The sequence below is a fragment of the Brucella sp. NBRC 113783 genome, from assembly GCF_040372265.1.
Classification (GTDB): Bacteria; Pseudomonadota; Alphaproteobacteria; order Rhizobiales; family Rhizobiaceae; genus Brucella; species Brucella teleogrylli.
The window spans coordinates 273,275-298,063 of the sequence record NZ_BAABRX010000001.1 but is presented as its reverse complement, the minus strand read 5'-3'; the positions used below and the strand labels follow the sequence as shown (position 1 = coordinate 298,063).

The window sequence follows — 24,789 nt, the reverse complement described above, 5'->3', positions numbered from 1 at the left end:
TTTCCCGGGTCTAAGTAACAAAAAAGAGCGGGACCGGACGGACCCACTCTTGTTCGTTCGACCAAGAATTTGAGAGTTATATACCAGCGGAAGCGGATTTTTTCAAGTCCCGCTTCTGTCTAGAGCATTTCCAGCAAAAGTGCGCAGCGATTTTGCGTAGGATAATGCGTAAAAACAGATAGATAGAGCGGTTTCACGATACCGTTTTGATCGGAACCGCTCTAGAAATTCAACGTCGGATAAAAGTCAGATAGGCAGCCTTGCGGCCCTCGCGAAAGGCCTTGGCCTCATAGCGCGTTCCCGGCCAGCCTTCATAGGCATTGTTCCAGTCCGCCGGACTTTCCGCTTGCCAGTCAAAAGCATCGTGACGACGGCAATGTTGCAGCGTCCAGTTTACATAATGCTCGATATCCGACGCGAAGCGGAATTTTGCGCCGGGTTTCAAAATGCGGGCAAAACGATCCAGATTGGCGTCGCTGACAAAACGGCGCTTCCAGTGGCGGCGCTTGTGCCACGGATCGGGATAAAACAGGTCGATACCGGTCAGCGATGCATCCGGCATCCAGTCGAGAACCGCCGTCGCATCTTCATCATAGAGCCGCATATTGAGACGCAGCTCCTGATCGAGCGCCGCCAGCATCTTGGCCATGCCGTTGACGAAAGGCTCGACGCCAATGAAGCCTGTCTGCGGATAGCGGCCCGTTTCATGATGAAGATGTTCGCCGCCACCAAAGCCGATTTCCATGCGCACCGCGTCAACCGCGATGGGAAACAACGCGCGCAGATCCTGCGGCGCAGGCTTGGCAAGGTCGAGCTTCAGTTCGGGCAGAAGGTCCTCGAACAGGTTCCGCTGATGGCTGCGCAGCGGCTTGCCGTGACGACGGCCAAAAAAGTTTCCGGCACCGCGCAGAGGATGGGTTTCTTCGGTCATGTTTTATCCGTCAGAATAAGCGAAGAGCGCGGTCGATGACCGCGCTCTTTGATATTTGCAAGACACATAACGCCAAGCGGCCTGTGATGCAACTTTTGGAACAGGCTTTAAGCGACAGACGCTTTGAGTGCCTTGGTGAGGTCGGTCTTCTCCCAGGAGAAGGAACCGTCACGGCCCGGCTTGCGGCCAAAATGACCGTAAGACGAAGTCTTGGCATAGATCGGCTTGTTGAGGTCGAGATGCTTGCGGATGCCGGTCGGCGACAGGTCCATCACTTCACGCAGCGCTTCTTCAACAGCGGATTCCGCTACCTTGCCGGTGCCATGCAGATCGACATAGACCGAAAGCGGCTGCGCAACGCCGATGGCGTAGGCAAGCTGGATCGTGCAGCGGTCGGCAAGATTTGCCGCCACGACATTCTTGGCCAGATAACGCGCTGCATAGGCAGCCGAGCGGTCAACCTTGGTCGTGTCCTTGCCGGAGAATGCGCCGCCGCCATGCGGAGCGGCACCGCCGTAAGTGTCGACGATGATCTTGCGGCCCGTCAGGCCTGCGTCACCGTCCGGGCCACCAATGACGAATTTGCCGGTCGGGTTGATGTACCAGTTGCAGGTCGCTGCAATCGGCAGCTCGCCCAGCGCGTCGCGGATATAGGGCTCGACAACCGAACGAACCTTCTTCGAATCCCAGCTGGCATCCAGATGCTGCGTCGAGAGCACAATCTGCGTAACTTCCGCAGCCTTGCCGTTTTCGTAACGCACCGTGACCTGGCTCTTGGCGTCCGGGCCAAGCTTGCCCGCATCGCCTTCGCCCTTATGGCGGGCTTCGGACAGCTTTTCGAGAATCTTGTGCGAATAATAGATCGGGGCAGGCATCAGATCGGGGGTTTCGCGGCAGGCATAGCCGAACATGATACCCTGATCGCCCGCACCTTCTTCGCCCTGACGGTCGGCAGCATTATCGACGCCCTGCGCGATGTCGGCAGACTGCGGGTGCAGAAGCACGTCGATCTTCACCGTCTTCCAGTGAAAGCCGTCCTGCTCGTAACCGATTTCGCGGATCGCCTTGCGGGCTGCCGAACGGAAGCGGGCAGGATTGATCAGCGGATGGCCAGCGGCGTCCCTGGCGATCGAGCCGTCCTTATTCTTCTTCAGGAAAGTCTCCGGCACGCGCACTTCACCGGCAATCACCACGCGGTTGGTGGTGGCAAGCGTTTCGCAGGCGACGCGGACAGACCACGGATCCACGCCGGTGCGGCGCGCTTCCTTGTAGACCATGTCGACGATTTCATCGGAGATACGATCGCAAACCTTGTCCGGGTGTCCTTCAGACACAGATTCGCTGGTGAAGAGATAAGAACTGCGCGACACGGGTAACCCCTCTTGAAAATCCAACGGAGGACATCTCCGCCTAGGAAACACAGTAGCGCCCGGAACTTTCCGGGCGCGTCAAAGTGTTAGCGAAGTTGGGATCGAACCGTCAATGCATTTTCGTATTGCGACAGGGCGCGGTGGGAAAAATTCATTTCCCAAGGCCGAAAAGCCACCGTCAAAAGGGGAAAAACGCGCATGAATCGCCAGAAAACAGGCGTAAAGGGGAGTGACTTACTCGGCGTCTGCTGCCAGCGACTTCACCAGATCGATGATTTTCCGGCGAACTTTCGGATCTGAAATTTTCGTGAACGCCCGTGTGAGCTGGACGCCTTCGTTCGAATTCAGGAAATCGACCACATAGGTCGCTTCGTTATCTTCCGCAAAGCCTTCCTGGCCGACGGGGTTTGATCCCGGTGCGTCTTCGAAGAAAAAGGAAACCGGTACATTGAGAATGGCTGAGATCGCCTGCAGGCGGCTGGCACCGACGCGATTGGTGCCCTTCTCGTATTTTTGAATCTGCTGAAACGTGATGCCCAGATTTTCGCCAAGCTTTTCCTGACTGAGGCCCAGCATGTTGCGGCGGAGACGAATGCGGCTGCCGACGTGTACGTCGATTGGGTTGGGCTTCTTTTTATTCTCAATCATACAGCTGTCACTCCTCGCGGCTGCGAGCTTTCATTCATGTACTGTTCATCTGAACAGGGATAACATCACGTTGTGGGAGGTAGTCTGACGCGTTTCGCACGACTTCACACGTGGGAACCGTCACCGCGCCGGTATAACATCTTAACAAAATTGCCGTGTCAATGAAAACGCCTGCGGAATGACACCGTGAAAGCGACGTTGACAAAGAGTAAGGTTAACAGGATCGTTATCGTCTGTTTCGATCCCGGCGCTGTGCCCCAAAATGGTGCACGAACTGACGGTAGGGAAGCATCCACCACGCCGACAGCATCCAGCGCGAGACCTTCAGTGATTCGACCGTAGGAATCCGTTACCGCCGAAAGCCCGTTATTGGCCGCACGCACGAGCGGCAAGCCTTGCTCCACGGCGCGAACCTGCGCCTGCCGGAAGTGCTGATAAGGCCCCGGCGTGTTGCCATACCAGCCATCATTCGTGACGTTGACGATTGCTTTGGGCGCGCTTGTTTCCGGCCCCGAAACGCCCAGCTCATCAGGGAAAATCGCCTCGTAGCAGATAAGCGGCAGGAGCGTCTGGCCCGGCCTCACATTCAGGAGACGCCGTGAGGAACCGGCGGTAAAGCCGCCCGGCATTTTCACCACTTCCTGAAGTCCAAGCCCCCGCAGAAGGCTTTCCAACGGCAGATATTCGCCGAATGGAACAAGATGCACCTTGTCGGTAGCGTCGGTGATCTCGCCCCGGTCGTTGATCGAATATATGGAATTGTAATAGCGCGGCTCGCCATTGCCTGCGGCCCGCTCTTCGCGCACGGCGCCGGTCAACAGCACCTGACCGTCCTGCAATGTATTGCCGATCTGGGCCAGCGCTTCCGGTGTCGACGTCAGAATATAGGGTACTGCCGTTTCAGGCCATATGACGACATCGGGGCGCGGCTTGCCATCAGCGGGCGGCTCGGCCGTCAGCGCAATCAGCTTGTCGAAGATCGAGCGGCGCGCGGCATTGTCCCATTTCATGGTCTGCGGAATGGAGGGCTGCACGATGCGGATATTGATGTTGCCCTTTTCGTCGCCCACGGCTGGCGCGCGCGAAAGTGTCCATGCGCCAAAGCCGACATGGGTTGCAGCAAGAAGAATGGCGAGGGTGATACCGCTTTTTGCAAGCCGTCCGCCGATCAGCAATGCGGGCGATGCGAAGAGGAACACGGCAAGCGCGCTCATGCCCACAAGGCCGACCACCGCGACCGACTGCATCAGCAGCGGCACCGGCATTGCCGCATAGCCGATAGCGTTCCACGGGAAGCCGGTCAGCAGGAAGGTGCGCAACCATTCTGCAAGCGCAAAGCCGAACGCGAGCGCAAAAATCCTTCCAAGCCCGTCAGACCAGAAAATGCGCGCAACCATGGTCGCAAAGGCATAGAAAATCGCCAGAAAGGCGGGCAGGCCCAGCACTGCCAGCGGCAGGGCCCAGGCAAACTCGTCTGCATCGACCAGAAGCGCCGTCCCGATCCACCAGAGGCCCGAGACGAAATAGCCGAAGCCGAACCACCACCCAACCATTGCCGCGGGCAGAATACGCCGGATCGGGCCAGCATCGGCGCGCGCCAAAGCGCCGTCGATCAGCCAGACGAGGATCGGAAAGGAAATGAAACCGGCGATGAAGAGATCAAAAGGCGGCTGGGTCAGTGTCGCGAAGGCGCCACTCAAAAAAGCGGCCAGCGCACGACGCCAGCCGCTTGAAAGAATGATCCTGCCCGCAAGCCGTTCGATCATCAGGCCTCTTTGAAGGTTTCAGTGTCTTCGGCGGTAGCCGGAGACTGCTCTTCAGGCTTGGTGGTAACAACGGCACGCTGTTGCCTGCGGCGGTCAGCGGCGGAAAGCGGCACGATGCGCACCTTCTTCACGCGGCGCGGATCAACCTCCAGCACGTGGAATTCATAGCCGGGCACGGCCTGCACCACTTCACCGCGAACCGGAATCCGGCCCAATACGGAGAAGATCAGGCCGCCAACCGTATCGACATCCTCGCCATGTTCGCCCACCGCGAAAGACGGGCCGATCTTTGCCGCGAATTCGTCCAGATCGGCGCGCGCATCGACGACGAACACGCCATCGGCTTCCTCGGCGATCATGATTTCTTCGTCGTCATGCTCGTCTTCAATATCGCCGACAACCATTTCGACAATATCTTCCAGCGAGACGAGACCATCGGTGCCGCCATATTCGTCGATGACCAGCGCCATCTGGATATGGGTTGCCTGCATGCGGGCCATCAGGCCGCTCGCCATCATCGATGGCGGCACGAACAGCACCTTGCGCATGAGGTTGAGCTCGCCGATCGTCTTGGTGAGATCAATGCGGCTCATATCGAATTTCGGCGGCGTCGCCGCAGCAGGCGTCTTGGCCGTCGTGCGGCGGCGCGTTTTCTGGCGCGCCTGACGCGTGATGAAATTCAAAACGTCGCGGATATGGATCATGCCGCGCGGATCGTCCAGCGTTTCGGCATAGACCGGCATACGGGAATGGCCGGATTCCTCGAAGAGTTCCAGCACTTCCCAAAGCGGCGTGGAAATTTCAACGGCCTCGACATCCGCGCGCGGAATCATCACGTCTTCGACGCGGATTTCACGCAGGCGCAGGATATTGTGCAGCATCGCCTTTTCTTCGGGCGAGAAGGCGGAATCCTGTTCGCTTGCCGTGCTGGACAACGCATCGGCCAGATCTTCACGCAAGGAAGATTGCTGCCGCGAGCGGATGAAAGGGAAAATATTCGACAGAAGGGAACGCTTTTCGACCGCTACCGGTCGCTGCGTACTTTGCCCTTCGGCGTCTAGGGTCTCGCTGCGATTCTCGCCCGCGGACGGAGGTTGTGAGGTTTGATCAGCCATGGTCAATCGTTGTTAATGGTCTCTTGGGATACAGCATAAGGGTCCGGGATGGCAATAGCATGAAGAATCTCGACCTCGCGGCGTTCCATTTCCTCTGCTTCCTCGTCGGTTTCATGATCATAGCCCAACAGATGCAGGAAGCCATGCACGACAAGGTGTGAGAGGTGATGGTCAAGAGGCTTGCCTTCTTCAACCGCTTCACGCTCCACGGTTTCGCGGGCGATGACAATGTCGCCCAGCATTGGTCCCGGTTGGTTCCCGGCCTTGACCGGAAACGCGGGAAACGACAACACATTGGTAGGCTTGTCCTTGCCGCGCCATTCGGCGTTCAGCTCCTGAATGGACGCATCGTCGGTAAAGACGATACTCAATTCGCTGTCGGCATCCTTGAGGCCCAGATTGGTCCATGCCGCCTCGACAGACTTTCTGACAAGTCCTTCGAGTGTTGTTTCATCCGGCCAGTTGCCAGCTTCAATGGTGATATCGATATGGATCGCGTTGTCTGACACGTTCTGCGGCGGCTTCCCGGACAGCAAGCCGCTTCGTCCTTTCAGTTGTTCGAAAGCCGTCTGCCCCAAAAAGGCAGACAGCATTTTTTAGATCGTAGTTCTAACGACCAATTACAAGTCCTCTTATTCCGGACGGACCGGCTGCTGGACATGCGTTTTCGCATCGCGGTCATAGGCGTTGACGATTGCCGCCACCAGCGGATGACGCACCACGTCTTTTTGGGTGAACCGCACCTTGATGACGCTTTCCACATCGTCCAGCACGCGAAGCGCTTCGACAAGCCCGGATTTCTGACCGGGTGGAAGATCGATCTGGCTCGGATCGCCCGTCACGATCATCCGCGATCCTTCACCAAGACGCGTCAGGAACATTTTCATCTGCATGGATGTCGTGTTCTGCGCCTCATCGAGGATCACCGCCGAATGGGCCAGCGTGCGCCCGCGCATGAAGGCCAGCGGCGCGATTTCGATGACGCCTGCCGTGATGGCCCGCTCGACCTTTTCGGCGGGCATCATGTCGTAAAGCGCGTCATAGAGAGGACGCAGATAGGGATCGACCTTTTCCTTCATGTCACCCGGCAGAAAGCCCAGGCGTTCACCCGCTTCAACAGCCGGACGGGACAGGATGATCCGCTCCACCAGACCGCGTTCCAAAAGCATGGCGGCATGGGCGACGGCCAGATAGGTCTTGCCTGTACCGGCAGGACCGACACCGAACACCAGTTCGGAACGGTCGAGCGCCCGCATATAGGCGTCCTGCGTCGGGGTGCGCGCAAAGATCGTCTTCTTGCGGGTGGAAATCTGGGCAGCAGACAGCTTGCCCTTGTTTTCCATCGTCGGCAGGTCGAGCTGATCATCGGCGGCGATGGCCATGCGCAAGGCACCATCGACATCCGATGCCGTCAGTTCATGGCCTTTCTGCACGGTTTCATAAAGATGATCGAGCGTGCGGCGCGCCTGTTCGGTCGCGGTCGGTTCGCCCCGGATCGAGAGCTGGTTGCCCTTGGAGCGAACATCGACACCGAGCTTTTGCTCGATCCGTGCCAGATTTTCGTCGAACTGACCGTAAAGCGCACTGGCCAGGCGGTTGTTCTCGAAAGTGAGCACGATATGGGCCATATCCGAGGCCCCGGTAGTCGGGCTTTTTTGCGTTAGAGTGGTTGGCTTGGCAGGTCTCAGCTTTTCCGTGGCGCTCAACCGTATCTCCTCAAGAGTTCACGCATTGCAATCACAGTTCCGACGGGATCATCGGCCCGACAGGATTATCGGCACGAGACTCAAGCGCCGAACCATCTGCCTGAACGGTATCATGCCTTCACGCCAGTTTTTGCGCAATAAGGCTATTGGTCCCAGTGGAGGTGATTTTCACATGAATAATTTCGCCGACCTGATCATTGTTGTCATCGATGATCACCGGAAGGAGCCAGGGCGAGCGTCCCACCATCTGCCCCGCCTGACGGCCGGGCTTTTCTAAAAGCACGTCCATCTCGCGACCGATCATGGATTCCTGAAACGCATATTGCTGTTCCGACAGCAAAGCCTGCAGGCGCTGAAGCCGCTCGTCTTTCACCGCTTCGTCCACATGACCGGACAGATCCGCGCCGGGCGTGCCGGGACGTGGCGAATATTTGAAGGAATAGGCCTGCGCGTAATTCACATCGCGCACCAGCTGCATCGTATCTTCGAAATCCTGATCGGTCTCGCCGGGGAAGCCGACAATGAAATCGCCCGACAGCGCCATATCCGGACGCACGTCACGGATGCGCTCGATCAGGCGTCGATATTCGTCCGCCTTGTGGCGGCGGTTCATCGCCTTGAGAATACGGTCCGAGCCGGACTGCACCGGCAGATGCAGATAAGGCATCAGCTGGCGCAGGTCGCGATGCGCGGCGATCAGGCTGTCATCCATATCGCGCGGATGGCTGGTCGTATAACGCAGGCGCGCAACACCCGGAATACGCGCGAGGCGGAACAATAATTCGCCCAGCCCCCATTCGCGGCCATCGTCGCCCTCGCCATGCCAGGCATTGACGTTCTGGCCGAGCAGGGTCAGTTCCCGCACACCGCCATCGGCAAGGCGTTCCGCTTCGGCCACGATCTGTTTGACGCTGCGCGACACTTCCGAACCGCGCGTATAGGGCACCACGCAGAAGGTGCAGAACTTGTCGCAGCCTTCCTGCACCGTCAGAAAAGCAGAAACGCCGCGCTTGCGGGTTTCCTCGCGCTTCGGCGACGGCAGATGTTCAAACTTGTCTTCAAGCGCATATTCGGTCTCGACGACCTTTTCGCCGCCGCGAACGCGCGCCAGCGCATTGGGCAGGCGATGATAGGTCTGCGGTCCGATCACCAGATCGACATTCGGCGCTCGGCGCAGAATTTCCTGTCCTTCGGCCTGTGCCACGCAGCCAGCAACACCGATGGTCAGTTCCTTGCCATTGGCTTGCCGCGCGTCCTTCATCTTGCGCAGGCGTCCCAGCGCGGAATAGAGCTTTTCCGAGGCCTTTTCGCGGATATGGCAGGTGTTAAGCAGCACCAGATCGGCATCGTCCGGCGTATCGGTCGCGACATAGCCTTCCGCTGCAAGGCTGTCGGCCATGCGCTGGCTGTCATAGACATTCATCTGGCAGCCATAGGTTTTGACAAAAACCTTGCGCGTATTTGGACGCGTATCGGCGTGGTCTGCCGCTGGCACAATATCGGTGATGTTTTCGCTCATGCGGGGCTATCTACAGCTTTTGTCGCCGCTTTGGAAGGTGACAAACTGATCGGCTTTTTCGCTATCGCATTTTCGAACGCAAAACTGCTTCGCACTTTTGCTGAAAATGCTGGTTACTCTTCCGAAATCTCACGGCCCAGAAGTGCGCTTTGCAAAAGTGTGCGCACCCGGCTTTCCATGGTGCGGGCCAGCATCTTGCGGTCTGTGGCTGCCGTGACGACCATCGGCTCGCCGAAGCGGATTTCAACATCGATGGCGCCTTCGCGCAGGATACCTTTCAGATGCGGCATCAACTCGACATCGCCCGGCCAGGATGCAATCGGGCGAAAATAGCGCCCCATGGCCATGCCATGCACGCCGGTATAGGCGATGGCGACCGGCTGCACGAGCACTTCCGGCACACCGGCTTCCCTGATCGCCGCATGGGCTGCACCGAAAAGAGCGGTCTTGAACGGCAAGACCCGATTGCCATCGGAGGTCGTGCCTTCGGGAAACAGCACCATGGCATCTCCCTCGCTCATCCGCGTGGCGATTTCAGAGGTTTGTTCGCCGGTCTTGCCGCGCCGCTCGCGCTCGACAAAAACGGTCCGCTGCAAAACAGCGAACATGCCGAAAATCGGCCAGCTGCGCACTTCTGACTTGGCGATGAACGACACCTGCCCGACCGAGGACAGGACAACAATGTCGCTCCAGGACGTATGATTGGCGACCAGCAACAACGGGCGACCGCGATGCATTTCGCCGACGGTGCGCACCCGAAAGCCGAACAACCGCGCAATCACGCGGTGGAAAAAATTGGGCAGGCTGCGTTTCCAGCCATTCCTGAGTTTCAGAAACACATATTGAACCGGGATCAGCGACAGGCTCAGCATGACCATGGCCGCGAGAACGAGAAAGACCCGGATCGCGCCAATCATTGCGGTCTCTTCAGATCGCGGCGCAGAACGAGCGCTGCCGAGCGCCCATTGGCGGTTTCGTAATAAGCCGGGCGATCACCGACCTTCTGAAACCCGAGACGCCGGTAAAGCGCCTGCGCCGCGACATTGGCTTCATCGACTTCGAGAAACAGCGTTTCCGCCCGTTCCTGATAGAGATAGCGCAACACGGCATCCATCAGCGCGCGACCGACACCCTGCCGTTGCACATCGCGAGAAACCGCGATGGTGAGAATTTCCGCCTCTCCTGCAACCAGCCGCGCCAGAACGAAACCGCAGGCGTCATTGGGTTTGCCTTCCGCACGGGCGACAAAACCGAAAACCGTATCCTGCGCGATCAGCGAGCGAAAATCGTCCGAGCTCCAGCCATGGTGAAACGCGACGGCATGAATGCGCTGGATCACGTGGCTGTCCTGCGCGCTGAGCGCTTCCACCGAAACCTGTCGGCGACCGAAGCGACCGAATGGCAAGCCCATCATCGCCTATTCTCCGGCCTGCCTGCGCGGCAATGCAAACCCGACCTGCGGCTTGGCATCTGGCCCGCGCATGTAAAGCGGCTTCGGCGCGTCAGCGGGTGTGCGTGTGGCCGCCAGGCAGGCGAAAGTGGCGATATTGGCGGTCGGCTCGATGGGGCCAAGCGCAAACTTGTCGCCCAAGGCCTCGTTGATCGACTTTGCTGCCGATCCGGCCAGCACGGTATCGAGGGCCGCATTGCCTGCAAAAGCTTCCGCTTCTTCTCGCGACAGCACCGATGGCTTGGACAGGGCAGCACCATTGGCGTCGAATGTCTGCGCGTAAATCTCGCCGCGATGCGCGTCGAGCAGGATCGTCACCGGCTTGCCCGGCATGTGTGTGATTGTCTCATCCGCCAGCGCCTCGAAGGCGGTGACGCCAATCGCCGGGCACCCGAGCGCCAGTGCAAAACCCCGCGCCGCCGAAACGCCAATACGAACGCCCGTGAAAGAACCGGGGCCGATATTCACCGCCACGCGATCAATATCCTTAATCGCCACGCCTGCCTCGGCCAGCGCGCGCCCGACATAATCCATCAGCACTTCGGCGTGCCCCTTGCCGATATTCTCGCTGACCTGAGCAAGAACGACATCGCGGCCAGCGTCATAGACGGCGGCGGCGCAATAGGAAGCGGCGGTATCGAGGGCGAGTATCTTCATGCACTTCCGGGTAAATGAGAATTGCCCCCGCGACAAGTCTAACCGTGCCCAAGTGGACACCAATTCATCGTCAAAGAGCAGCCTGGCTTGGAATTTTCGGCTTTTTCTGCGGAACAAAATCTCTCGGCAGGCGTTTTCTTGCTGGGTGCGGGACGATTCTGTTTGCGCCTCTCTTCGACCGCCCCGACGCTGGCGATTCTCCCAATCGCTGCGAGCCAGCCAATCGCTCGCGCCTGATTGTGCAAAAGGATATGAGGATAAAATGTCCAATAAGTCGATGCATGCAACCCGCAACGATCTTCCTTCCAACACCAAGACGACCATGATCGCGCTTCTGAACGAAAATCTGGCTGCGACCATCGATCTTGCACTGATCACCAAGCAGGCGCATTGGAACCTCAAGGGGCCGCAATTTATCGCAGTGCACGAGATGCTCGACGGTTTCCGCACCGAACTCGACGATCACGTCGACACCATTGCCGAACGGGCGGTGCAGCTTGGCGGCACGGCCTATGGCACGTCGCAGATTGTGGTGAAGGAAACGAAACTGAAGCCCTATCCGACCGATATTTATGCGGTTCACGATCATCTGGGCGCGCTGATCGAGCGTTATGGCGATGTCGCCAATCTTCTGCGCAAATCGATCAAGGATTCAGACGAGGCGGGCGACGACAACACGGCGGATATTTTTACCGCCGCTTCGCGCTCGCTGGACAAGGCGCTATGGTTCCTCGAAGCCCATGTGCAGGAAAAGAATTGAGGCTTCAGTTCATCGCAATCATGAAGAAGGCCGGGAAATTTCCCGGCCTTTTCGATTTCCGGCGTCCAGCACTCAGAGCGGTTCCGGTAAAAACGGAATCGGGCAACTGCTCTATCTCTTTGTTTTTACGCATTATCCTACGCAAAACCGCAACGCACTTCTGCTGGAAATGCTCTAGCTGGCCCATTCGCCGCGACGCATCACCGGCTCGCGGCTACCATCGGCCTTGATGCCATCAACGTCGATTTCACCGGAACCGATCATCCAGTCGATGTGGATGAGGCTGGAATTGCCGCCCTGCGCCTTGATCTGTTCCGGCGTCAGCTTGGCGCCGTCGATGAAGCACTTGGAATAGCACTGGCCGAGCGCGATATGGCTCGCAGCATTTTCATCGAACAGCGTGTTGTAGAACAAGAGACCGCTTTGCGAGATCGGTGAGGAATGCGGCACCAGCGCCACTTCACCGAGCCTGCGCGCGCCTTCATCCGTGTCGAGCACCTTCGACAGCACTTCCTCACCACGGCTCGCCTTGGCTTCGACAATCCGGCCCGCTTCGAAACGCACGGCGATATTCTCGATCAGTGTGCCCTGATGCGAAAGTGGCTTAGTGCTGGCGACATAACCATCGACGCGCAAGGCATGCGGCGTGGTGAAAACCTCTTCCGTTGGAATATTCGGATTGCAGGTAATGCCGTTCTTCGCCGTCGATGCGCCGCCGTGCCACTCGTGGCCGTCGGCAAGCCCGACCGTCAGGTCCGTGCCCGGGCCCTTGAAGTTCAGAGCGCTATAAGCCTTGCCGTTCAGGAAACGGGTGCGGGTGCGAAGCGCTGCATTATGCGCGGCCCATGCGCCGATCGGATCTTCGACATCCACGCGTGAAGCGGCAAAAATGGCTTCGGCCAGCTTGCGGGTCGCAACCTCTTCCGGCTCATTCGGGAACATCAGCTTCGCCCATGCCACATTTGGATAGGAAACGATGTTCCAGTTGATATCGAAGCCCGCGATCTTTTCCAGCGCAGGCTGATAGGCCTTGGAATTTGCGCGATTGGCACGCGAAACCTTGGCGGCGTCCTGGCTGGACAGGAGCATCGGGTTGTCGGCAGCAATCGCAAGACGCGCCGCACCTTCCGAATAGGCCTTGGCCATACCCTGATAGAGCCAGTCCGCGGCGCGGTCGAAGCTTGCATCGGGCGCGTTTTCATAGCGGGCCAGCGCAATCTGATCATCGGCGAAGAACGGCGTCACCAGACCTGCGCCAGCCTTATAGGCGTGTTTGGCAATCAGCCGCACCAGCGGCAGGGCGACAACCGGCGCCGTGATGATCAGATCCTGTCCCTCGCGCAATTGCAGGCCGACGCGCACGGCGACTTCCGCCAGACGTTCGAGCTTTACCGGATCGATGACAGGATTTTGCATATCGTGAGCCATGAGCTGCGGGACCTCTTTTGATGCGAAGACGCGTACCTTTAAAAAAAGGAGCGCGGTTTGGAATCAGTTCTATACTCTCGTTATCAGTTTACCAAACGGCATAATTTCACCACTCTTTTTCATGCACCTGCGCTATTATTGAAGCAGCGGGCAGTTACACAGGACGAATGACATGAACCGGAAACTACTTGTTTTGCTGGGGCTCGCAGGCCTGCTGGCCGGTTGTGTCACCATGACACCGGAAGAGCGCCGCGCCGCCGACGAGCAGACATGTCTCGGCTATGGCTTCAAGCCGCGGACCGACGCATTTGCCAACTGTCTGCAGCGGCTCGATCTCGACCGCCGGGCGGATCGCCGCGCCTGGGAAAACCGCGTCGATTTCTACGATCAGCCCATCATGCTCTATCAGCCGATCTATCGTCCGGTCGTGGTTCGTCCCCGCTAATAGCGATGGAATGCAGAACTCAAATAAAAAATGCGGGCCAATCGGAAAGATTAGCCCGCACCAAATCTGTTCAACTCAACTTATAGAGGGGTTTCCGGACGGTCCTGCGACAGAAGCAATGCGCCGATTGCATCGACCTGCTTCTGATCTGCCGCTGCATAGCCAAGCGATTGCGGCTGGCTTGCCGGTGCCGACGTATCGAATTGCGGCTGATAGGACGCGACCTGCTGAATTTGCGGCTGAGCCGTCGCTACATCGTTGTTATGCGCAAGGCGATTGCCCCGCGCCTGCGGTCCAAGGCCGCTGCCACGCACAGAGGTTTCCATCTTGGACGCATCCGCCAGCGCGACCTGTACGGTTGGCGCTGCTGCCGGAACCGGTCCCGCCTGCGGCAAGGTCACGTCATAGGACGGGTCTTGCGGCAGCGACGGCGATTGCGGCGAATAGGCGAGCGCGAGGTTATATGGTTCCTGCGGCACCGGGTTCTGCAACGAACCGTCGCGATTGCGTTTTTCGTAGAAGGAATTACCGCCGGCAACCAGCACATAGTGCATGTTGTTGTAGGGGAACTTCAGGCCTGCCGTATGGAAGAACATGGCGTTCTTCAGCTTCGGATGGCGCTGGCCTTTCAGCACGGCGTCGGCTGCGGCCTGAACATCGGGCAGCTTGCTGGATTCCATCTTGCGGGTGAGAACGCCGGGTGCGAACTGGTTCTTCTGGCCGACGACGCCGCAAATCGTATCCGGATAACGGCCCGATGCGAGGCGGTTCATCACAACCGTGCCGACAGCCATCAGACCATCGGAACTGGAGCGGTTCGATTCGAAGAACATGGCGCGCTCGAGACACTCCTTGTCCCTTGCCGTATAGGTATAGGTCTTGACACCGTTGACCGACTTGACGTGACTTACGGCCGCCGTCTTCTCGGTCTTGGCTGTGGTGCCGGTCGTCGTGCAACCCGTCACTACGAAGGGCGCTACGAGCAGTCCTGCCAATACAGGCAGCTTCCAATTACCAGCGCGCGTCAACGGCTCAGTCTCATATTCAGGACCCTTAACTGAAGCAGTCGATCCGAAGGCCAAAAATGACCAATACGGGTCTAGCTGCGGTGCAAGTCAAAGCAGGCGAAGATCAAAAATCAAACAACCTGCCGTCGCTCGTCTTCTTCAAGGTTTTGGAATTTTTAGGCCAAAAAAAGGCAATGGGTCAAATTCCGAAATTGCTGAAACCATCGAAATGGTCGCAAATGAAACCCGAATCACGAGCGCAATTGTCCACACAAACCATTCAAAACTATTAATATTTTCTTAATGAACCTGCGGAAAAGAGATAAACCTTTGATTTGATGGAAATGATAGTTCCTCAATACAGGTCACAACCCTGCCTTAATTCGCAACTGCTGTAAAATTTTGATATATCTTGCTTCATCAGGTTGGGAAAATCTGCGGCGTAACTGTTTTAGCAAGTCCTGCGCCGGTTCCTTCAACTTTGATACAAGAAGCGTAACATTCCGTGAGATTAGCGATTTTCAGCCTTTTCAGCGTCTCGCCGGACCGAATCGGCTGGCAAGGATAACAGGCCGCAAGAGCGCTTCAGAAAGTGATCGAGCCCGCCTTTCGATGAGGAAAGACGGGCTCGAAAAGAAGTTTTTTATCGACGCACGATCAGCCGAAAGAATATCCCGCGCCGCGTACCGTGCGGATCGGATCGAGCGCACGACCCAAGTTGATGGCCTTGCGCAAGCGTCCGACATGGACATCCACGGTGCGATCATCGACATAGATATCCGGTCCCCAGACACCGTCGAGAAGCTGACTGCGCGAGAAAACGCGGCCCGGCGACATCATGAAATATTCGAGCAAACGGAACTCCGTCGGTCCAAGACGGACTTCCTTTTCCTTGCGGTAAACGCGGTGCTGCTGACGGTCGAGCACCAGATCGCCTACTTTCAGAACATGCGACAGCAGGCTTGGATTGGCACGGCGCAGCATCGCCTTGACGCGGGCCAGGAGTTCCGGTGTCGAGAAGGGCTTCACGACATAGTCGTCGGCCCCGACGCTTAAACCCCGAACGCGTTCGCTTTCCTCGCCGCGCGCGGTCAGCATGATGACCGGCAGGCGTTCCGTCTCCGGCCATTGGCGCAGACGGCGGCACAGTTCGATGCCCGATACGCCGGGAAGCATCCAATCGAGGATGAGGAGATCAGGGACGTTCTCGCGCAGCGCGATTTCGGCCTCGTCGCCGCGCAGCATCGTGTCCACCTGATAGCCTTCGGCCTCAAGATTGTAGCGCAGCAGAACGCTCAGCGCTTCTTCGTCTTCCACCACAGCGATTTTGGGTACCTGTGACATCCAATATTCCCTATCTTAAACCGGCGAGCGGAAGATACACGTCCCCCCATCGACCGCGTGCAGCCGCGCTATTCACACATTCTCCACCGCATTTGGGAGCAATCCGGCAATCTGCCCTGATCGCTTCAAATGCAGCGCTTACTCAGGGCTTGCGTGCCTCATCCACGACGATGCCGTGGCTCAGGTCTTCCTTCGGTCGTTCGGCAGGCATCTGCAGGCCGGTCACGATGTAATAAACGGTTTCCGCGATGTTGGTCGCATGGTCGCCGATGCGCTCGATATTCTTGGCGCAGAACAGAAGATGCGTGCAGGCGGAAATATTGCGCGGATCTTCCATCATATAGGTGAGCAGCTCGCGGAACAGCGAGGTGTACATGGCGTCGATCTCGTCGTCGCGATCACGCACGACATTGATCTGCTGTACCGAGCGCGACGAATAGGCGTCGAGCACGTCTTTCAGCTGGGTCAGCGCCAGTTCGGCGAGCGTTTCCAGACCGCGATAGAGCTTGACCGGCTGGCGGGATTCCGAAACGGCGGCAACGCGCTTGGCAATGTTCTTGCCCAGATCGCCAACGCGCTCCAGATCGGCGGAAATGCGAATCGAACCGATGATTTCGCGCAGGTCCACCGCCATCGGCTGGCGCTTGGCGATGATCATCACGGCCTTGTCGTCGATTTCGCGCTCGCTGGCATCCAGGATCAGGTCGTCGGAAATGACGCGCTGCGCAAGGGCGTTGTCGGCATTGACGATCGCTGCGACCGACTGTTCGACCATACGTTCCGCATGTCCGCCCATTTCGGCGATCTTGTGGGTGAGAAACTTCAGTTCCTCATCGTAGGAACGAACGGTATGCTGAGACGGCATGGTAGACCTCGTAATATAAATTGCGGGGAAGCCGCACTTCTGTTTGTTCTGACGCAATCCGCGCGCAAGGGTTGCTTTCCCCTGCCCCCGGTTTGTTAGCCGAAGCGTCCGGTGATGTAATCCTGCGTGCGCTTTTCCGTCGGCGCAGTGAACATCGTTTCCGTGTCGCCCACTTCGACCAGATTGCCGAGATGGAACATGGCGGTGCGCTGCGAAACGCGGGCCGCCTGCTGCATCGAGTGCGTGACGATAACGATGGTGTAGTTCTGGCGCAGTTCATCGATCAGCTCTTCCACCTTGGCGGTGGCAATCGGATCAAGCGCCGAGCAGGGTTCGTCCATCAGGATGACTTCCGGGCTAACCGCAATCGCACGTGCAATGCACAGGCGCTGCTGCTGGCCGCCGGAAAGGCCCGTGCCCGCATCGTGCAGGCGATCCTTCACTTCCTCGAACAGGCTTGCCTTCTGAAGGCTGGTCACGACGATTTCCTCCAGATCGGCCTTCGTGCGGGCCAGACCGTGAATGCGCGGGCCGTAGGCGACATTCTCGTAGATCGACTTCGGGAACGGGTTCGGCTTCTGGAACACCATGCCGACACGGGCGCGTAGTTCCACCACATCAATCTTCGGATCGTAGATATCCTCATTGTCGAGCGTGATCTTGCCAGCGATGCGACAACCTTCAATCGTGTCGTTCATGCGATTGAGCGAACGAAGGAAGGTGGACTTGCCGCAGCCGGAAGGACCGATCAGCGCCGTCACCATCTTTTCCGGAACATCCAGATTGACGTCGAAAAGGGCCTGCTTCTCACCATAGAATACGCAAACCTTGTCGCCGCGCATCTTTACGGAACTGGCGTTGGCGTTCATCTTTTCTCCTACGGCTTTCTCGAGAGTTCGTTCAGTCATCAAATTCATAGCTTCGACTCCCGTTTACCAGCGGCGCTCGAACCGGCGGCGCAGAATGATTGCTGCAATGTTCATCACGGCCAGGAACAGAAGTAAGACGATGATAGCGCCGGACGTGCGTTCCACAAAGGCGCGTTCTGCTTCATTGGCCCACATATAGATCTGGACAGGCAAGGCGGTCGCCGGGTCCATCGGCGTGGACGGAACATCCGCCACGAAAGCCACCATGCCGATCAGCAGAAGCGGCGCGGTTTCGCCCAGCGCATGGGCAAGCCCGATGATCGTGCCCGTCAGAATGCCGGGTGCGGCAAGCGGCAGCACGTGATGAAACACCATCTGCGTCTTGGACGCGCCGAGACCGAGCGCTGCTGCGCGGATCGACGGCGGCACGGCGCGCAGGGCGGCACGCGTTGCGATAATGATCGTCGGCAGCGTCATCAGCGTCAGCACCAGACCGCCGACCAGCGAGGCTGAGCGCGGCAGGTTGAAGAAGTTGACGAAGACCGCAAGCCCCAGCAGACCGAACACGATGGACGGTACGGCTGCGAGGTTGTTGATGTTCACCTCGATCATATCCGTCCAGCGGTTCTTCTTGGCGAACTCTTCCAGATAGATCGAAGCGGCGACTCCGATAGGCAGAGCCAGACCCAGCACGATCAGCATCATATAGAGCGAACCGACCAGCGCCACGCCGAGCCCCGACGTTTCCGGGCGGCTCGATGCGCCATAGGTGAAGAGGCCGGTGTTGAATGCCTCCTTCATGACGCCTTCTTCCGAAAGCGTCTTCATCCAGCCAACCTGACGGTCCGATACCTTGCGGCTCGTTTCAGGGACGGTCAGATCGATCTGCCCCTTGAAGGCGGAATCGATATCCGCACCGGCCAGAACCGGAACAGTTTGTGTCGTGCCGATGATGGCCGGATTGTCCATCACCATCTGGCGCAGCTGAACGCGCACGCCGTCGGAATAGAAGCGGCCAAGATCGCGCATGGCCGGGCGGTCGGTGGTTGCGACGCCGAGCTTTTCAGCCAGCGCATTGCGCACCAGAAGCGGATAGTTCGCGGCGATCAGCACGTTCGGATCGGTCGCCCGCTTGTTGCCCGGATCGATCACCTGCGCGTCGATCTGGACCGGAAGGTAGAGCGTCGTCTGCCAGAAGGCGGTGTAGCCCTTGGAGAAAACCGAGAACAGCAGCGCGCAGAGGAAGAACACGCCAATGGCGATTGCAGCGATGCCATAGAGGCGGAAGCGGCGTTCGGCAGCGTAGCGGCGTTTCAGTCCGATATCGCGGCGGGCGGGTTGTGCAGTCGCCGTACCGCTTGCGTTGAAGGTCGTATCGGTCATTATTCGTACTGCTCCCGGTACTTGCGCACGATATGCAGCGCAAAGATGTTCATGATCAGCGTCAGGACGAAAAGCGTGATGCCAAGTGCAAAGGCAACCAGCGTCTGCGGCGAGTTGAACTCAAGGTCGCCGGTCAGCTGATTGACGATTTTCACCGTGATGGTGGTCATCGCGTCGAATGGGTTGATGTTGATACGCGCCGCAACGCCTGCCGCCAGAACCACGATCATGGTTTCACCGATGGCGCGTGAAGCGGTCATCAAAAGTGCGCCGACGATGCCCGGGAGTGCCGCAGGCAGGACAACGCGCTTGACAGTTTCGGAGCGGGTGGCGCCAAGACCGAGCGAGCCGTCGCGCAGCGTGCGCGGCACGGCGGTGATGATGTCGTCGGAAAGCGACGACACGAAAGGAATAAGCATCACACCCATGACGAGACCGGCGGTCAAAACGCTCTGCGCCATGATGAAGCCCTGACCGCCCGCAATCGCGGCGGAAAGATCACGCAGGAACGGGCCGACCGTCACAAGGGCGAAGAAGCCGTAGACGATACTGGGAATACCGGCGAGCAGTTCAAGCACCGGCTTGACCACCGTGCGCACGCGCGGCGAGGCATATTCGGCCATGTAGATGGCGGCGAACAGACCGACCGGAACCGCGAACAGCATAGCGACCAGCGCGATATAGAGCGTACCGGCCAGAAGCGGGATCAGGCCGAACTGGCCCGTCTCACCGCCGGAACCGGCAGCAGCAAAGCGCGGGTCCCAGACCGTGCCGAAGAAGAAATTCCACGGCGAAACCGACTGAAAGAAGCTGATCGTCTGAAACAGCATCGAGCAGATGATGCCGACAGTGGTCAGAATGGCGATGCCCGACGCGGCGATCAGCCCCCACAGCACGATGCGCTCGACATTGTTGCGGGCGCGCATGCGGCGGTTGATCGTGGAAAGACCGAAAATCAGACCGGCAACCGCAATGACCAGCGCCACGGCAGCGCCGATCGTGTGCGTGAGGTCCGTCGCCTTCTTCAGATAGAGGGCGATGGGCACCATATAGTCCTGGCCCTCGGTCGCGAGAGCCACGCCCTTGTTGCCGAGAACCGAGCGCGCATCCTGATAGTTGGTCGGGAAGCTTTCCAGCTCAGCCGGTGTCAGGCGCTCAAGCCCGTTGGCGAGGCCGCGCACCATACCGAGCTGAAGGCTGCGATTGGTGTAAGAACCATCCTCGACGGCATCGGGTAGTCGTGCGGTGGCGCTGTGATCGAGATAGACGGACGATCCGACAGCCCAGACGGCAAGAAACAGCACTGCAGGCAATGCAGAAACGAGGAAAACCCACCAGCCATGATAATGCGGGCGGGAATGCATTTTCTCGGCCGTCGATCCTTGCCCCGAACCTTGGGGCGCGACAGGCTGCGCTTTGTCCAGTGCAACGGCGCGCTGACGGCCAATAAAGAAGCCGACCAACCCGATTGCAATGACGCTGACGAGAACCAGAAAGAAGGACATTCAATTTCCCCGGTTGCCCTGAAAAATGCGAAACGACATAGACGTGTCCCCAATGACCAGACTGTCAGCTCCGCGCGATTGCGCCTCTCATATTAGAATGGCGCGAAAGGAGAAGAACGCGGGGAGGTTTCATCCCCGCGTTCCACAGTTTTAGACTTACTTTGCAGCCAGCGTCTTGCCTTCGGTGAAGGCGGCGCGCTGTGCTTCGCGTTCTGCATCCGGAGCCGGCACCAGACCATATTCAGCGAGCGGGCCGTCAGGACCGATCATCTGGTCGTTCAGGAAGAAATCGACATATTCCTTGAGGCCCGGCACGACGCCGAGGTGAGCCTTCTTCACGTAGAAGAACAGCGGACGCGAAACCGGATATTCACCCGAGGCGACGGTCGCAGCCGATGGCGTGATGTCGTTGACGGTCGCAACCTTCAGCTTGTCGGCATTGTTTTCGAAGAAGTAGAGGCCGAAAACGCCAACGCCGGTCTTGTTGGAGTCGATGCGCGCCAGCGTTTCAGCATAGTCGCCGTCGATGTCGACAGCCTTGCCGTCCTTACGCACTGCGATACAGGCCGAAGCGGCAGCCTTGTCGTCGAGACCGGTCTTCTTGATTTCGTCCAGAGCGCCGGAGTGCTTGCAGCCGTCGGCCAGAACCTTTTCTTCGAAAACTTCACGGGTGCCGTGCTTTTCGCCCGGGATATAGGCAGCAATGTCCCAATCCGGCAGGTTCGGGTTCACCTGGTTCCACTTGGTGTTTGGATTATCGACCAGCTTGCCATCAACAACAACCTTGGCGGCCAGGGCCTTGTAGACGTCTTCCGGCTTCAGCTTCCAATCCGGACCCTTGGCGTCGGTTGCGAAGACGATGCCGTCATAACCGAAGCGCACTTCCTGAACGTCCTTGACGCCAGCGTCAACGCACGACTTCAGTTCCGAATCCTTCATGGCGCGCGATGCATTGGCGATGTCGATGGTGTTTTCACCGACGCCCTTGCAGAATTCCTTGATGCCGGCGCCCGAACCGCCCGATTCAACAACCGGCGTCTTGAAGTTCGGATAGGTTTCGCCGAAGGTTTCAGCGACGATCTTAGCATAAGGCAGCACGGTCGAGGAACCGGCAACCTGAATCTGATCGCGCGCCTGGGCAGCGGAAACCGACAGAACGGCGGCAATGGCCAGCGCCGCGGTCGAGGAAATCATCTTGTTCATGAGCAGCAGCTCCTGTTGTAAAAAGCCTATGACGATTAGCGTCAGTAGCCGTCTACGCGCTCTATATTACATTCATATGACAGTAATGTTACAGGTTTGTAGCAATCCACCCTCCACCAATTGTGTGGGACTTTGGATGCCATGGAAGAGCTGCTGGAACTGTTATGGGAATCAAAGCCGTAAGCTTGGCAAACGGGCTCCCGTGGCTTCGATGCCGGCCACATCGGCATTGGCAAAGGCAAAGCGCAGAAAAGCTTCCTGCCCGTCACCGAAGAAGACACCCGGCAATGTGACAATGCCGAGCGACTTCGCAAGGCGCTCTGCAACCGTCACCGATGATAGGCCCTCGAAAGGGTGCCGCACGAAGGCGAAATAGGCCCCCACCGCTTCTACACGCCAGCCATCGACCACCGCCATGACGGAGCGAAGTGTTGCAGACCGGCACGCGATTTCCTTGCGGTTCTCGTTGCGCCATGCTTCGAGCGGCGCAAGCACGCGGGCAACGGCCACCTGCGGCGCACGTGTCGCGCAGATTTGCAGATTATCCATCACCTTGGCTATATTGGCCACCATATCGACGCCTGCAACAATGGCCCCCAGACGATGCCCCGGAATGCAGAAGGATTTCGAGAAGCTGTAGAGCTGGATCAGATGCGACGGCCAGTCGGCCTCACCGAATAACTCGTGCGGCGCCTCACCGGCAGTCGGCAGAAAATCGCGATAGGTTTCATCGAGGATCAGCCACGTGCCGTTGGCGCGGCACAGCGCATAGATCTGGCCGAGCAGTTCCGGCGGGTAGACCGCGCCGGTCGGGTTGTTCGGGGAAACAAGCGTCAGCGCCCTCACACCGGGATGCAGCGCCGCCCGCACATCCTCAACCGTTGGCACAAAGCCATTTTCAGCACGGCACGGAAAGGAAGCCGGCTTGATGCCAAGCATTTCCAGTGACGAACGGTGGTTGAAATAGAACGGGTCGGTCGTCAGCACCGTATCGCCGCTGCCAGCCACGCACATGATGGCCGCGATGAAAGCCTGATTGCAGCCGGATGTGACATGCACATTGCGCGCTTCAATCGAAGCGCCATAAAGCGAGCCGACATGTCGGGCATAGGCCTGACGCAGCACAGCCTCGCCTTCAATCGGCCCGTAGCCTGCGCTGGAGAGCGAACCCGCCGCCTCGCCCAGAAAGCGCAGCATGTCGGGATGCGGCGGATAGCCCGGAACCGCCTGCGAAAGATCGATCAGCGGGCCGTGGCTGCCGTCATAATCCCGCGCCCAGACCTGCACAGCCGGAATGGGCGGCGCGGAGAGTTGATCGATCAGCGGATTGACGGCAGGCAAATTCATCGGTGGCTCCCATAGCGATGACGCCACTCTTATCGCGAAGGGATGAGGGTTTAAAGCGGTTACTCGCTGGGCCGAGAAAGCACATAGGCGGCAGAGCCCAGCATGAAGATGGTCACCGCAATCGCCAGCAGCGGACCCGGATGGGCGCCCCACCAGAAAAAACCGTAGCCGACAAGCATGCCCAGGCAGGCATAGAGCTTTGCCTTTGGTGGTATCGCGCCACGGTCACGCCACTTGACGATCAGCGGGCCGAAACGCGGGTCGGCAAGAAGCCGCGCTTCAAGTTTGGGCGAAGACCGCGCAAAGAACCAGGCCGCCAGAATGATGAAGATGGTCGTCGGCATGACCGGCAAGACGGCGCCGATGATGCCAAGCGCAAGCATGACAAAGCCCAGTACGAGATAGAGCGCCCGCTTGCCAGCGGATATCGCCGGAACGGAGGCATTCGTGTTCGTGTCGGGATGATCGTCCTGCATGTTTTCCGTTGGAATCACATCTGTTCGCCACAGGCATATAGCAGGATTTCTTCCATAAATTGCACTGGCTGCACGGTCAAAGAAACGTCATAAGCGCCGTTTTCCGGCCTGTGGATAAGAAAAAACCGACCTGTAAAAATTGCCACACACACGGCCAAATTGCATTTTTGCCCGGAAAATGCCGCATTTCGACAACTTTTAGAAGAGGCTTTAAAACTTGCGCTACAAATAAAAATTGTAGGGTCAGGCGACAGCGGTAGAACCGCTAAAAGCAGTTTTTCTTGGATTCCACCGCGTAAAACAAGGCCACACGAAGCCATGCGCCAGATTCCTAACGAATCGTAAACGCTTTTACAGCAACAGAACCGAATCCTTCAAAATATTCCTCAGTTATGTTTCGAAATATAAGTAAACAACGCATAGTATAGGATGATATTCCGCTGCGGATATAGATTCAATTATCGCATAATGTTCTCATTCGAACCACGTCATCGCCACATTTAGATTCCACTTCGCTCAGGTCTTTCTCAGCAAAACTGTCAAAGCGCCCCGTTAACAACTAGTGGAACTGGTATGAACTTCAAGACCCGTATGGCTATGCTCGGCTTTGCAGCAACCAGCCTTCTCGCTGTCAGCGCAATCGAAGCCTCGGCACAGCAATGCGGCGGTGCCTCCTGGTACGCCCTGACCTCCCGCACGGCTTCGGGTGAACGTATGAACCCAGCCGGATTGACCGCAGCGCACCGCTCCCTGCCGCTTGGCAGCAAGGTCAAAGTTACCAATCAGAGAAATGGCAAGTCGCTCGTCGTGCGCATCAACGACCGCGGCCCGTTCATCAAGGGACGCGTGCTGGATCTCTCCAAGGGTGCTGCAAGCCGTCTCGGCTTCATCGGCGCCGGACATACCAAGGTCTGCTTCACGCCGATGTAATCCGGCGTAAAGCAATGATCAGATTCTAGAGCGCATCCCGAAAAGCGGGAGCCGGTTTTCGGAAA

Annotated in this window: 26 protein-coding genes; 4 read left to right on the top strand and 22 right to left on the bottom strand. The window is 58.2% G+C overall.

Going from position 1 to position 24,789, the window contains the following annotated elements:
- Window positions 1–229: 229 nt before the first annotated feature.
- The 11 genes from trmB to tsaB form a co-directional block, all read right to left on the bottom strand.
- A complete protein-coding gene (trmB, locus tag ABWW11_RS01415) occupies window positions 230–931 on the bottom strand; it encodes a tRNA (guanine(46)-N(7))-methyltransferase TrmB (RefSeq protein WP_319080582.1) in 702 nt (233 codons plus the stop codon).
- Window positions 932–1,038: 107 nt separating this feature from the next.
- On the bottom strand, window positions 1,039–2,301 hold the full coding sequence (gene metK / locus ABWW11_RS01410) for a methionine adenosyltransferase (protein WP_109370102.1): 1,263 nt from the start codon (window positions 2,299–2,301) through the stop codon (window positions 1,039–1,041).
- Between the two features lie 234 nt (window positions 2,302–2,535).
- Window positions 2,536–2,949, bottom strand: a complete 414-nt coding sequence (locus ABWW11_RS01405; RefSeq protein WP_078337717.1) for a helix-turn-helix domain-containing protein — start codon at window positions 2,947–2,949, stop codon at window positions 2,536–2,538.
- Between the two features lie 158 nt (window positions 2,950–3,107).
- Window positions 3,108–4,715 carry an apolipoprotein N-acyltransferase gene (gene lnt, locus ABWW11_RS01400; RefSeq protein ID WP_124915145.1) on the bottom strand — a complete coding sequence of 536 codons (1,608 nt, stop codon included), beginning with the start codon at window positions 4,713–4,715 and terminating at the stop codon, window positions 3,108–3,110.
- A complete protein-coding gene (locus ABWW11_RS01395) occupies window positions 4,715–5,830 on the bottom strand; it encodes a hemolysin family protein (RefSeq protein ID WP_319080581.1) in 1,116 nt (371 codons plus the stop codon). Before ABWW11_RS01395 ends, lnt begins: the two co-directional genes overlap by 1 nt.
- Before the next feature lie 2 nt (window positions 5,831–5,832).
- The gene (ybeY, locus tag ABWW11_RS01390; protein ID WP_109370346.1) at window positions 5,833–6,339 is read right to left on the bottom strand and encodes an rRNA maturation RNase YbeY; all 507 of its coding nucleotides are present in this window, start codon (window positions 6,337–6,339) and stop codon (window positions 5,833–5,835) included.
- 123 nt (window positions 6,340–6,462) lie between these two features.
- Window positions 6,463–7,536 carry a PhoH family protein gene (locus tag ABWW11_RS01385; RefSeq protein WP_171316966.1) on the bottom strand — a complete coding sequence of 358 codons (1,074 nt, stop codon included), beginning with the start codon at window positions 7,534–7,536 and terminating at the stop codon, window positions 6,463–6,465.
- A 118-nt stretch (window positions 7,537–7,654) separates the two neighbouring features.
- Window positions 7,655–9,055 carry a tRNA (N6-isopentenyl adenosine(37)-C2)-methylthiotransferase MiaB gene (gene miaB, locus ABWW11_RS01380; protein ID WP_124915144.1) on the bottom strand — a complete coding sequence of 467 codons (1,401 nt, stop codon included), beginning with the start codon at window positions 9,053–9,055 and terminating at the stop codon, window positions 7,655–7,657.
- A gap of 113 nt (window positions 9,056–9,168) precedes the next feature.
- Window positions 9,169–9,972, bottom strand: coding sequence for a lyso-ornithine lipid O-acyltransferase (gene olsA / locus ABWW11_RS01375; RefSeq protein ID WP_109370097.1), 804 nt, complete (start codon window positions 9,970–9,972; stop codon window positions 9,169–9,171).
- Window positions 9,969–10,469 carry a ribosomal protein S18-alanine N-acetyltransferase gene (gene rimI / locus ABWW11_RS01370; protein ID WP_109370096.1) on the bottom strand — a complete coding sequence of 167 codons (501 nt, stop codon included), beginning with the start codon at window positions 10,467–10,469 and terminating at the stop codon, window positions 9,969–9,971. The genes olsA and rimI overlap by 4 nt, the downstream gene beginning before the upstream one ends.
- 3 nt (window positions 10,470–10,472) lie before the next feature.
- Entirely contained in the window at window positions 10,473–11,162 is a 690-nt protein-coding gene (tsaB, locus tag ABWW11_RS01365; protein WP_109370095.1) for a tRNA (adenosine(37)-N6)-threonylcarbamoyltransferase complex dimerization subunit type 1 TsaB, read from the bottom strand.
- Between the two features lie 262 nt (window positions 11,163–11,424).
- Between tsaB and dps the strand changes: the two genes are divergently transcribed.
- Window positions 11,425–11,922 (top strand): DNA starvation/stationary phase protection protein Dps, encoded by a 498-nt coding sequence (gene dps, locus ABWW11_RS01360; protein ID WP_109370094.1) that lies wholly within the window; start codon window positions 11,425–11,427, stop codon window positions 11,920–11,922.
- Window positions 11,923–12,096: 174 nt separating this feature from the next.
- Here the strand turns inward: dps and ABWW11_RS01355 are convergent, their stop codons facing one another.
- Window positions 12,097–13,350: an aminopeptidase gene (locus ABWW11_RS01355; RefSeq protein ID WP_109370093.1), complete on the bottom strand. Its 1,254-nt coding sequence runs from the start codon at window positions 13,348–13,350 to the stop codon at window positions 12,097–12,099.
- Window positions 13,351–13,522: 172 nt separating this feature from the next.
- Here ABWW11_RS01355 and ABWW11_RS01350 point away from each other — a divergent pair, with 172 nt between their 5' ends.
- Entirely contained in the window at window positions 13,523–13,795 is a 273-nt protein-coding gene (locus ABWW11_RS01350; RefSeq protein ID WP_109370092.1) for a hypothetical protein, read from the top strand.
- A gap of 80 nt (window positions 13,796–13,875) precedes the next feature.
- Here ABWW11_RS01350 and ABWW11_RS01345 read toward each other — a convergent pair whose 3' ends face one another.
- Window positions 13,876–14,823: a cell wall hydrolase gene (locus ABWW11_RS01345; RefSeq protein ID WP_109370091.1), complete on the bottom strand. Its 948-nt coding sequence runs from the start codon at window positions 14,821–14,823 to the stop codon at window positions 13,876–13,878.
- Window positions 14,824–14,879: 56 nt separating this feature from the next.
- Between ABWW11_RS01345 and ABWW11_RS01340 the strand changes: the two genes are divergently transcribed.
- The gene (locus ABWW11_RS01340) at window positions 14,880–15,095 is read left to right on the top strand and encodes a hypothetical protein (RefSeq protein WP_235858892.1); all 216 of its coding nucleotides are present in this window, start codon (window positions 14,880–14,882) and stop codon (window positions 15,093–15,095) included.
- A 364-nt stretch (window positions 15,096–15,459) separates the two neighbouring features.
- Here ABWW11_RS01340 and phoB read toward each other — a convergent pair whose 3' ends face one another.
- The 9 genes from phoB to ABWW11_RS01295 all read right to left on the bottom strand — a co-directional run bounded on the left by phoB (window position 15,460) and on the right by ABWW11_RS01295 (window position 24,114).
- Complete coding sequence (gene phoB, locus ABWW11_RS01335) at window positions 15,460–16,146, bottom strand: phosphate regulon transcriptional regulator PhoB (RefSeq protein WP_078337701.1); 687 nt, start codon at window positions 16,144–16,146, stop codon at window positions 15,460–15,462.
- A 142-nt stretch (window positions 16,147–16,288) separates the two neighbouring features.
- On the bottom strand, window positions 16,289–17,011 hold the full coding sequence (gene phoU / locus ABWW11_RS01330) for a phosphate signaling complex protein PhoU (protein WP_109370090.1): 723 nt from the start codon (window positions 17,009–17,011) through the stop codon (window positions 16,289–16,291).
- A gap of 95 nt (window positions 17,012–17,106) precedes the next feature.
- Entirely contained in the window at window positions 17,107–17,928 is an 822-nt protein-coding gene (gene pstB, locus ABWW11_RS01325) for a phosphate ABC transporter ATP-binding protein PstB (protein WP_121536974.1), read from the bottom strand.
- 15 nt (window positions 17,929–17,943) lie between these two features.
- Complete coding sequence (gene pstA / locus ABWW11_RS01320) at window positions 17,944–19,263, bottom strand: phosphate ABC transporter permease PstA (protein WP_109370088.1); 1,320 nt, start codon at window positions 19,261–19,263, stop codon at window positions 17,944–17,946.
- A complete protein-coding gene (gene pstC, locus ABWW11_RS01315; protein WP_109370087.1) occupies window positions 19,263–20,768 on the bottom strand; it encodes a phosphate ABC transporter permease subunit PstC in 1,506 nt (501 codons plus the stop codon). The genes pstA and pstC overlap by 1 nt, the downstream gene beginning before the upstream one ends.
- 156 nt (window positions 20,769–20,924) lie before the next feature.
- A complete protein-coding gene (locus tag ABWW11_RS01310; protein ID WP_109370086.1) occupies window positions 20,925–21,971 on the bottom strand; it encodes a PstS family phosphate ABC transporter substrate-binding protein in 1,047 nt (348 codons plus the stop codon).
- 171 nt (window positions 21,972–22,142) lie between these two features.
- Complete coding sequence (locus ABWW11_RS01305; protein ID WP_181376114.1) at window positions 22,143–23,312, bottom strand: aminotransferase; 1,170 nt, start codon at window positions 23,310–23,312, stop codon at window positions 22,143–22,145.
- 65 nt (window positions 23,313–23,377) lie between these two features.
- Window positions 23,378–23,794 (bottom strand): YbaN family protein, encoded by a 417-nt coding sequence (locus ABWW11_RS01300; RefSeq protein ID WP_109370344.1) that lies wholly within the window; start codon window positions 23,792–23,794, stop codon window positions 23,378–23,380.
- 14 nt (window positions 23,795–23,808) lie between these two features.
- On the bottom strand, window positions 23,809–24,114 hold the full coding sequence (locus ABWW11_RS01295) for a hypothetical protein (RefSeq protein WP_171316511.1): 306 nt from the start codon (window positions 24,112–24,114) through the stop codon (window positions 23,809–23,811).
- Window positions 24,115–24,367: 253 nt separating this feature from the next.
- On the opposite strand from ABWW11_RS01295, the gene ABWW11_RS01290 reads away from it, so the two are divergent.
- Window positions 24,368–24,724, top strand: coding sequence for a septal ring lytic transglycosylase RlpA family protein (locus tag ABWW11_RS01290; protein ID WP_078337695.1), 357 nt, complete (start codon window positions 24,368–24,370; stop codon window positions 24,722–24,724).
- Window positions 24,725–24,789 lie beyond the last annotated feature (65 nt).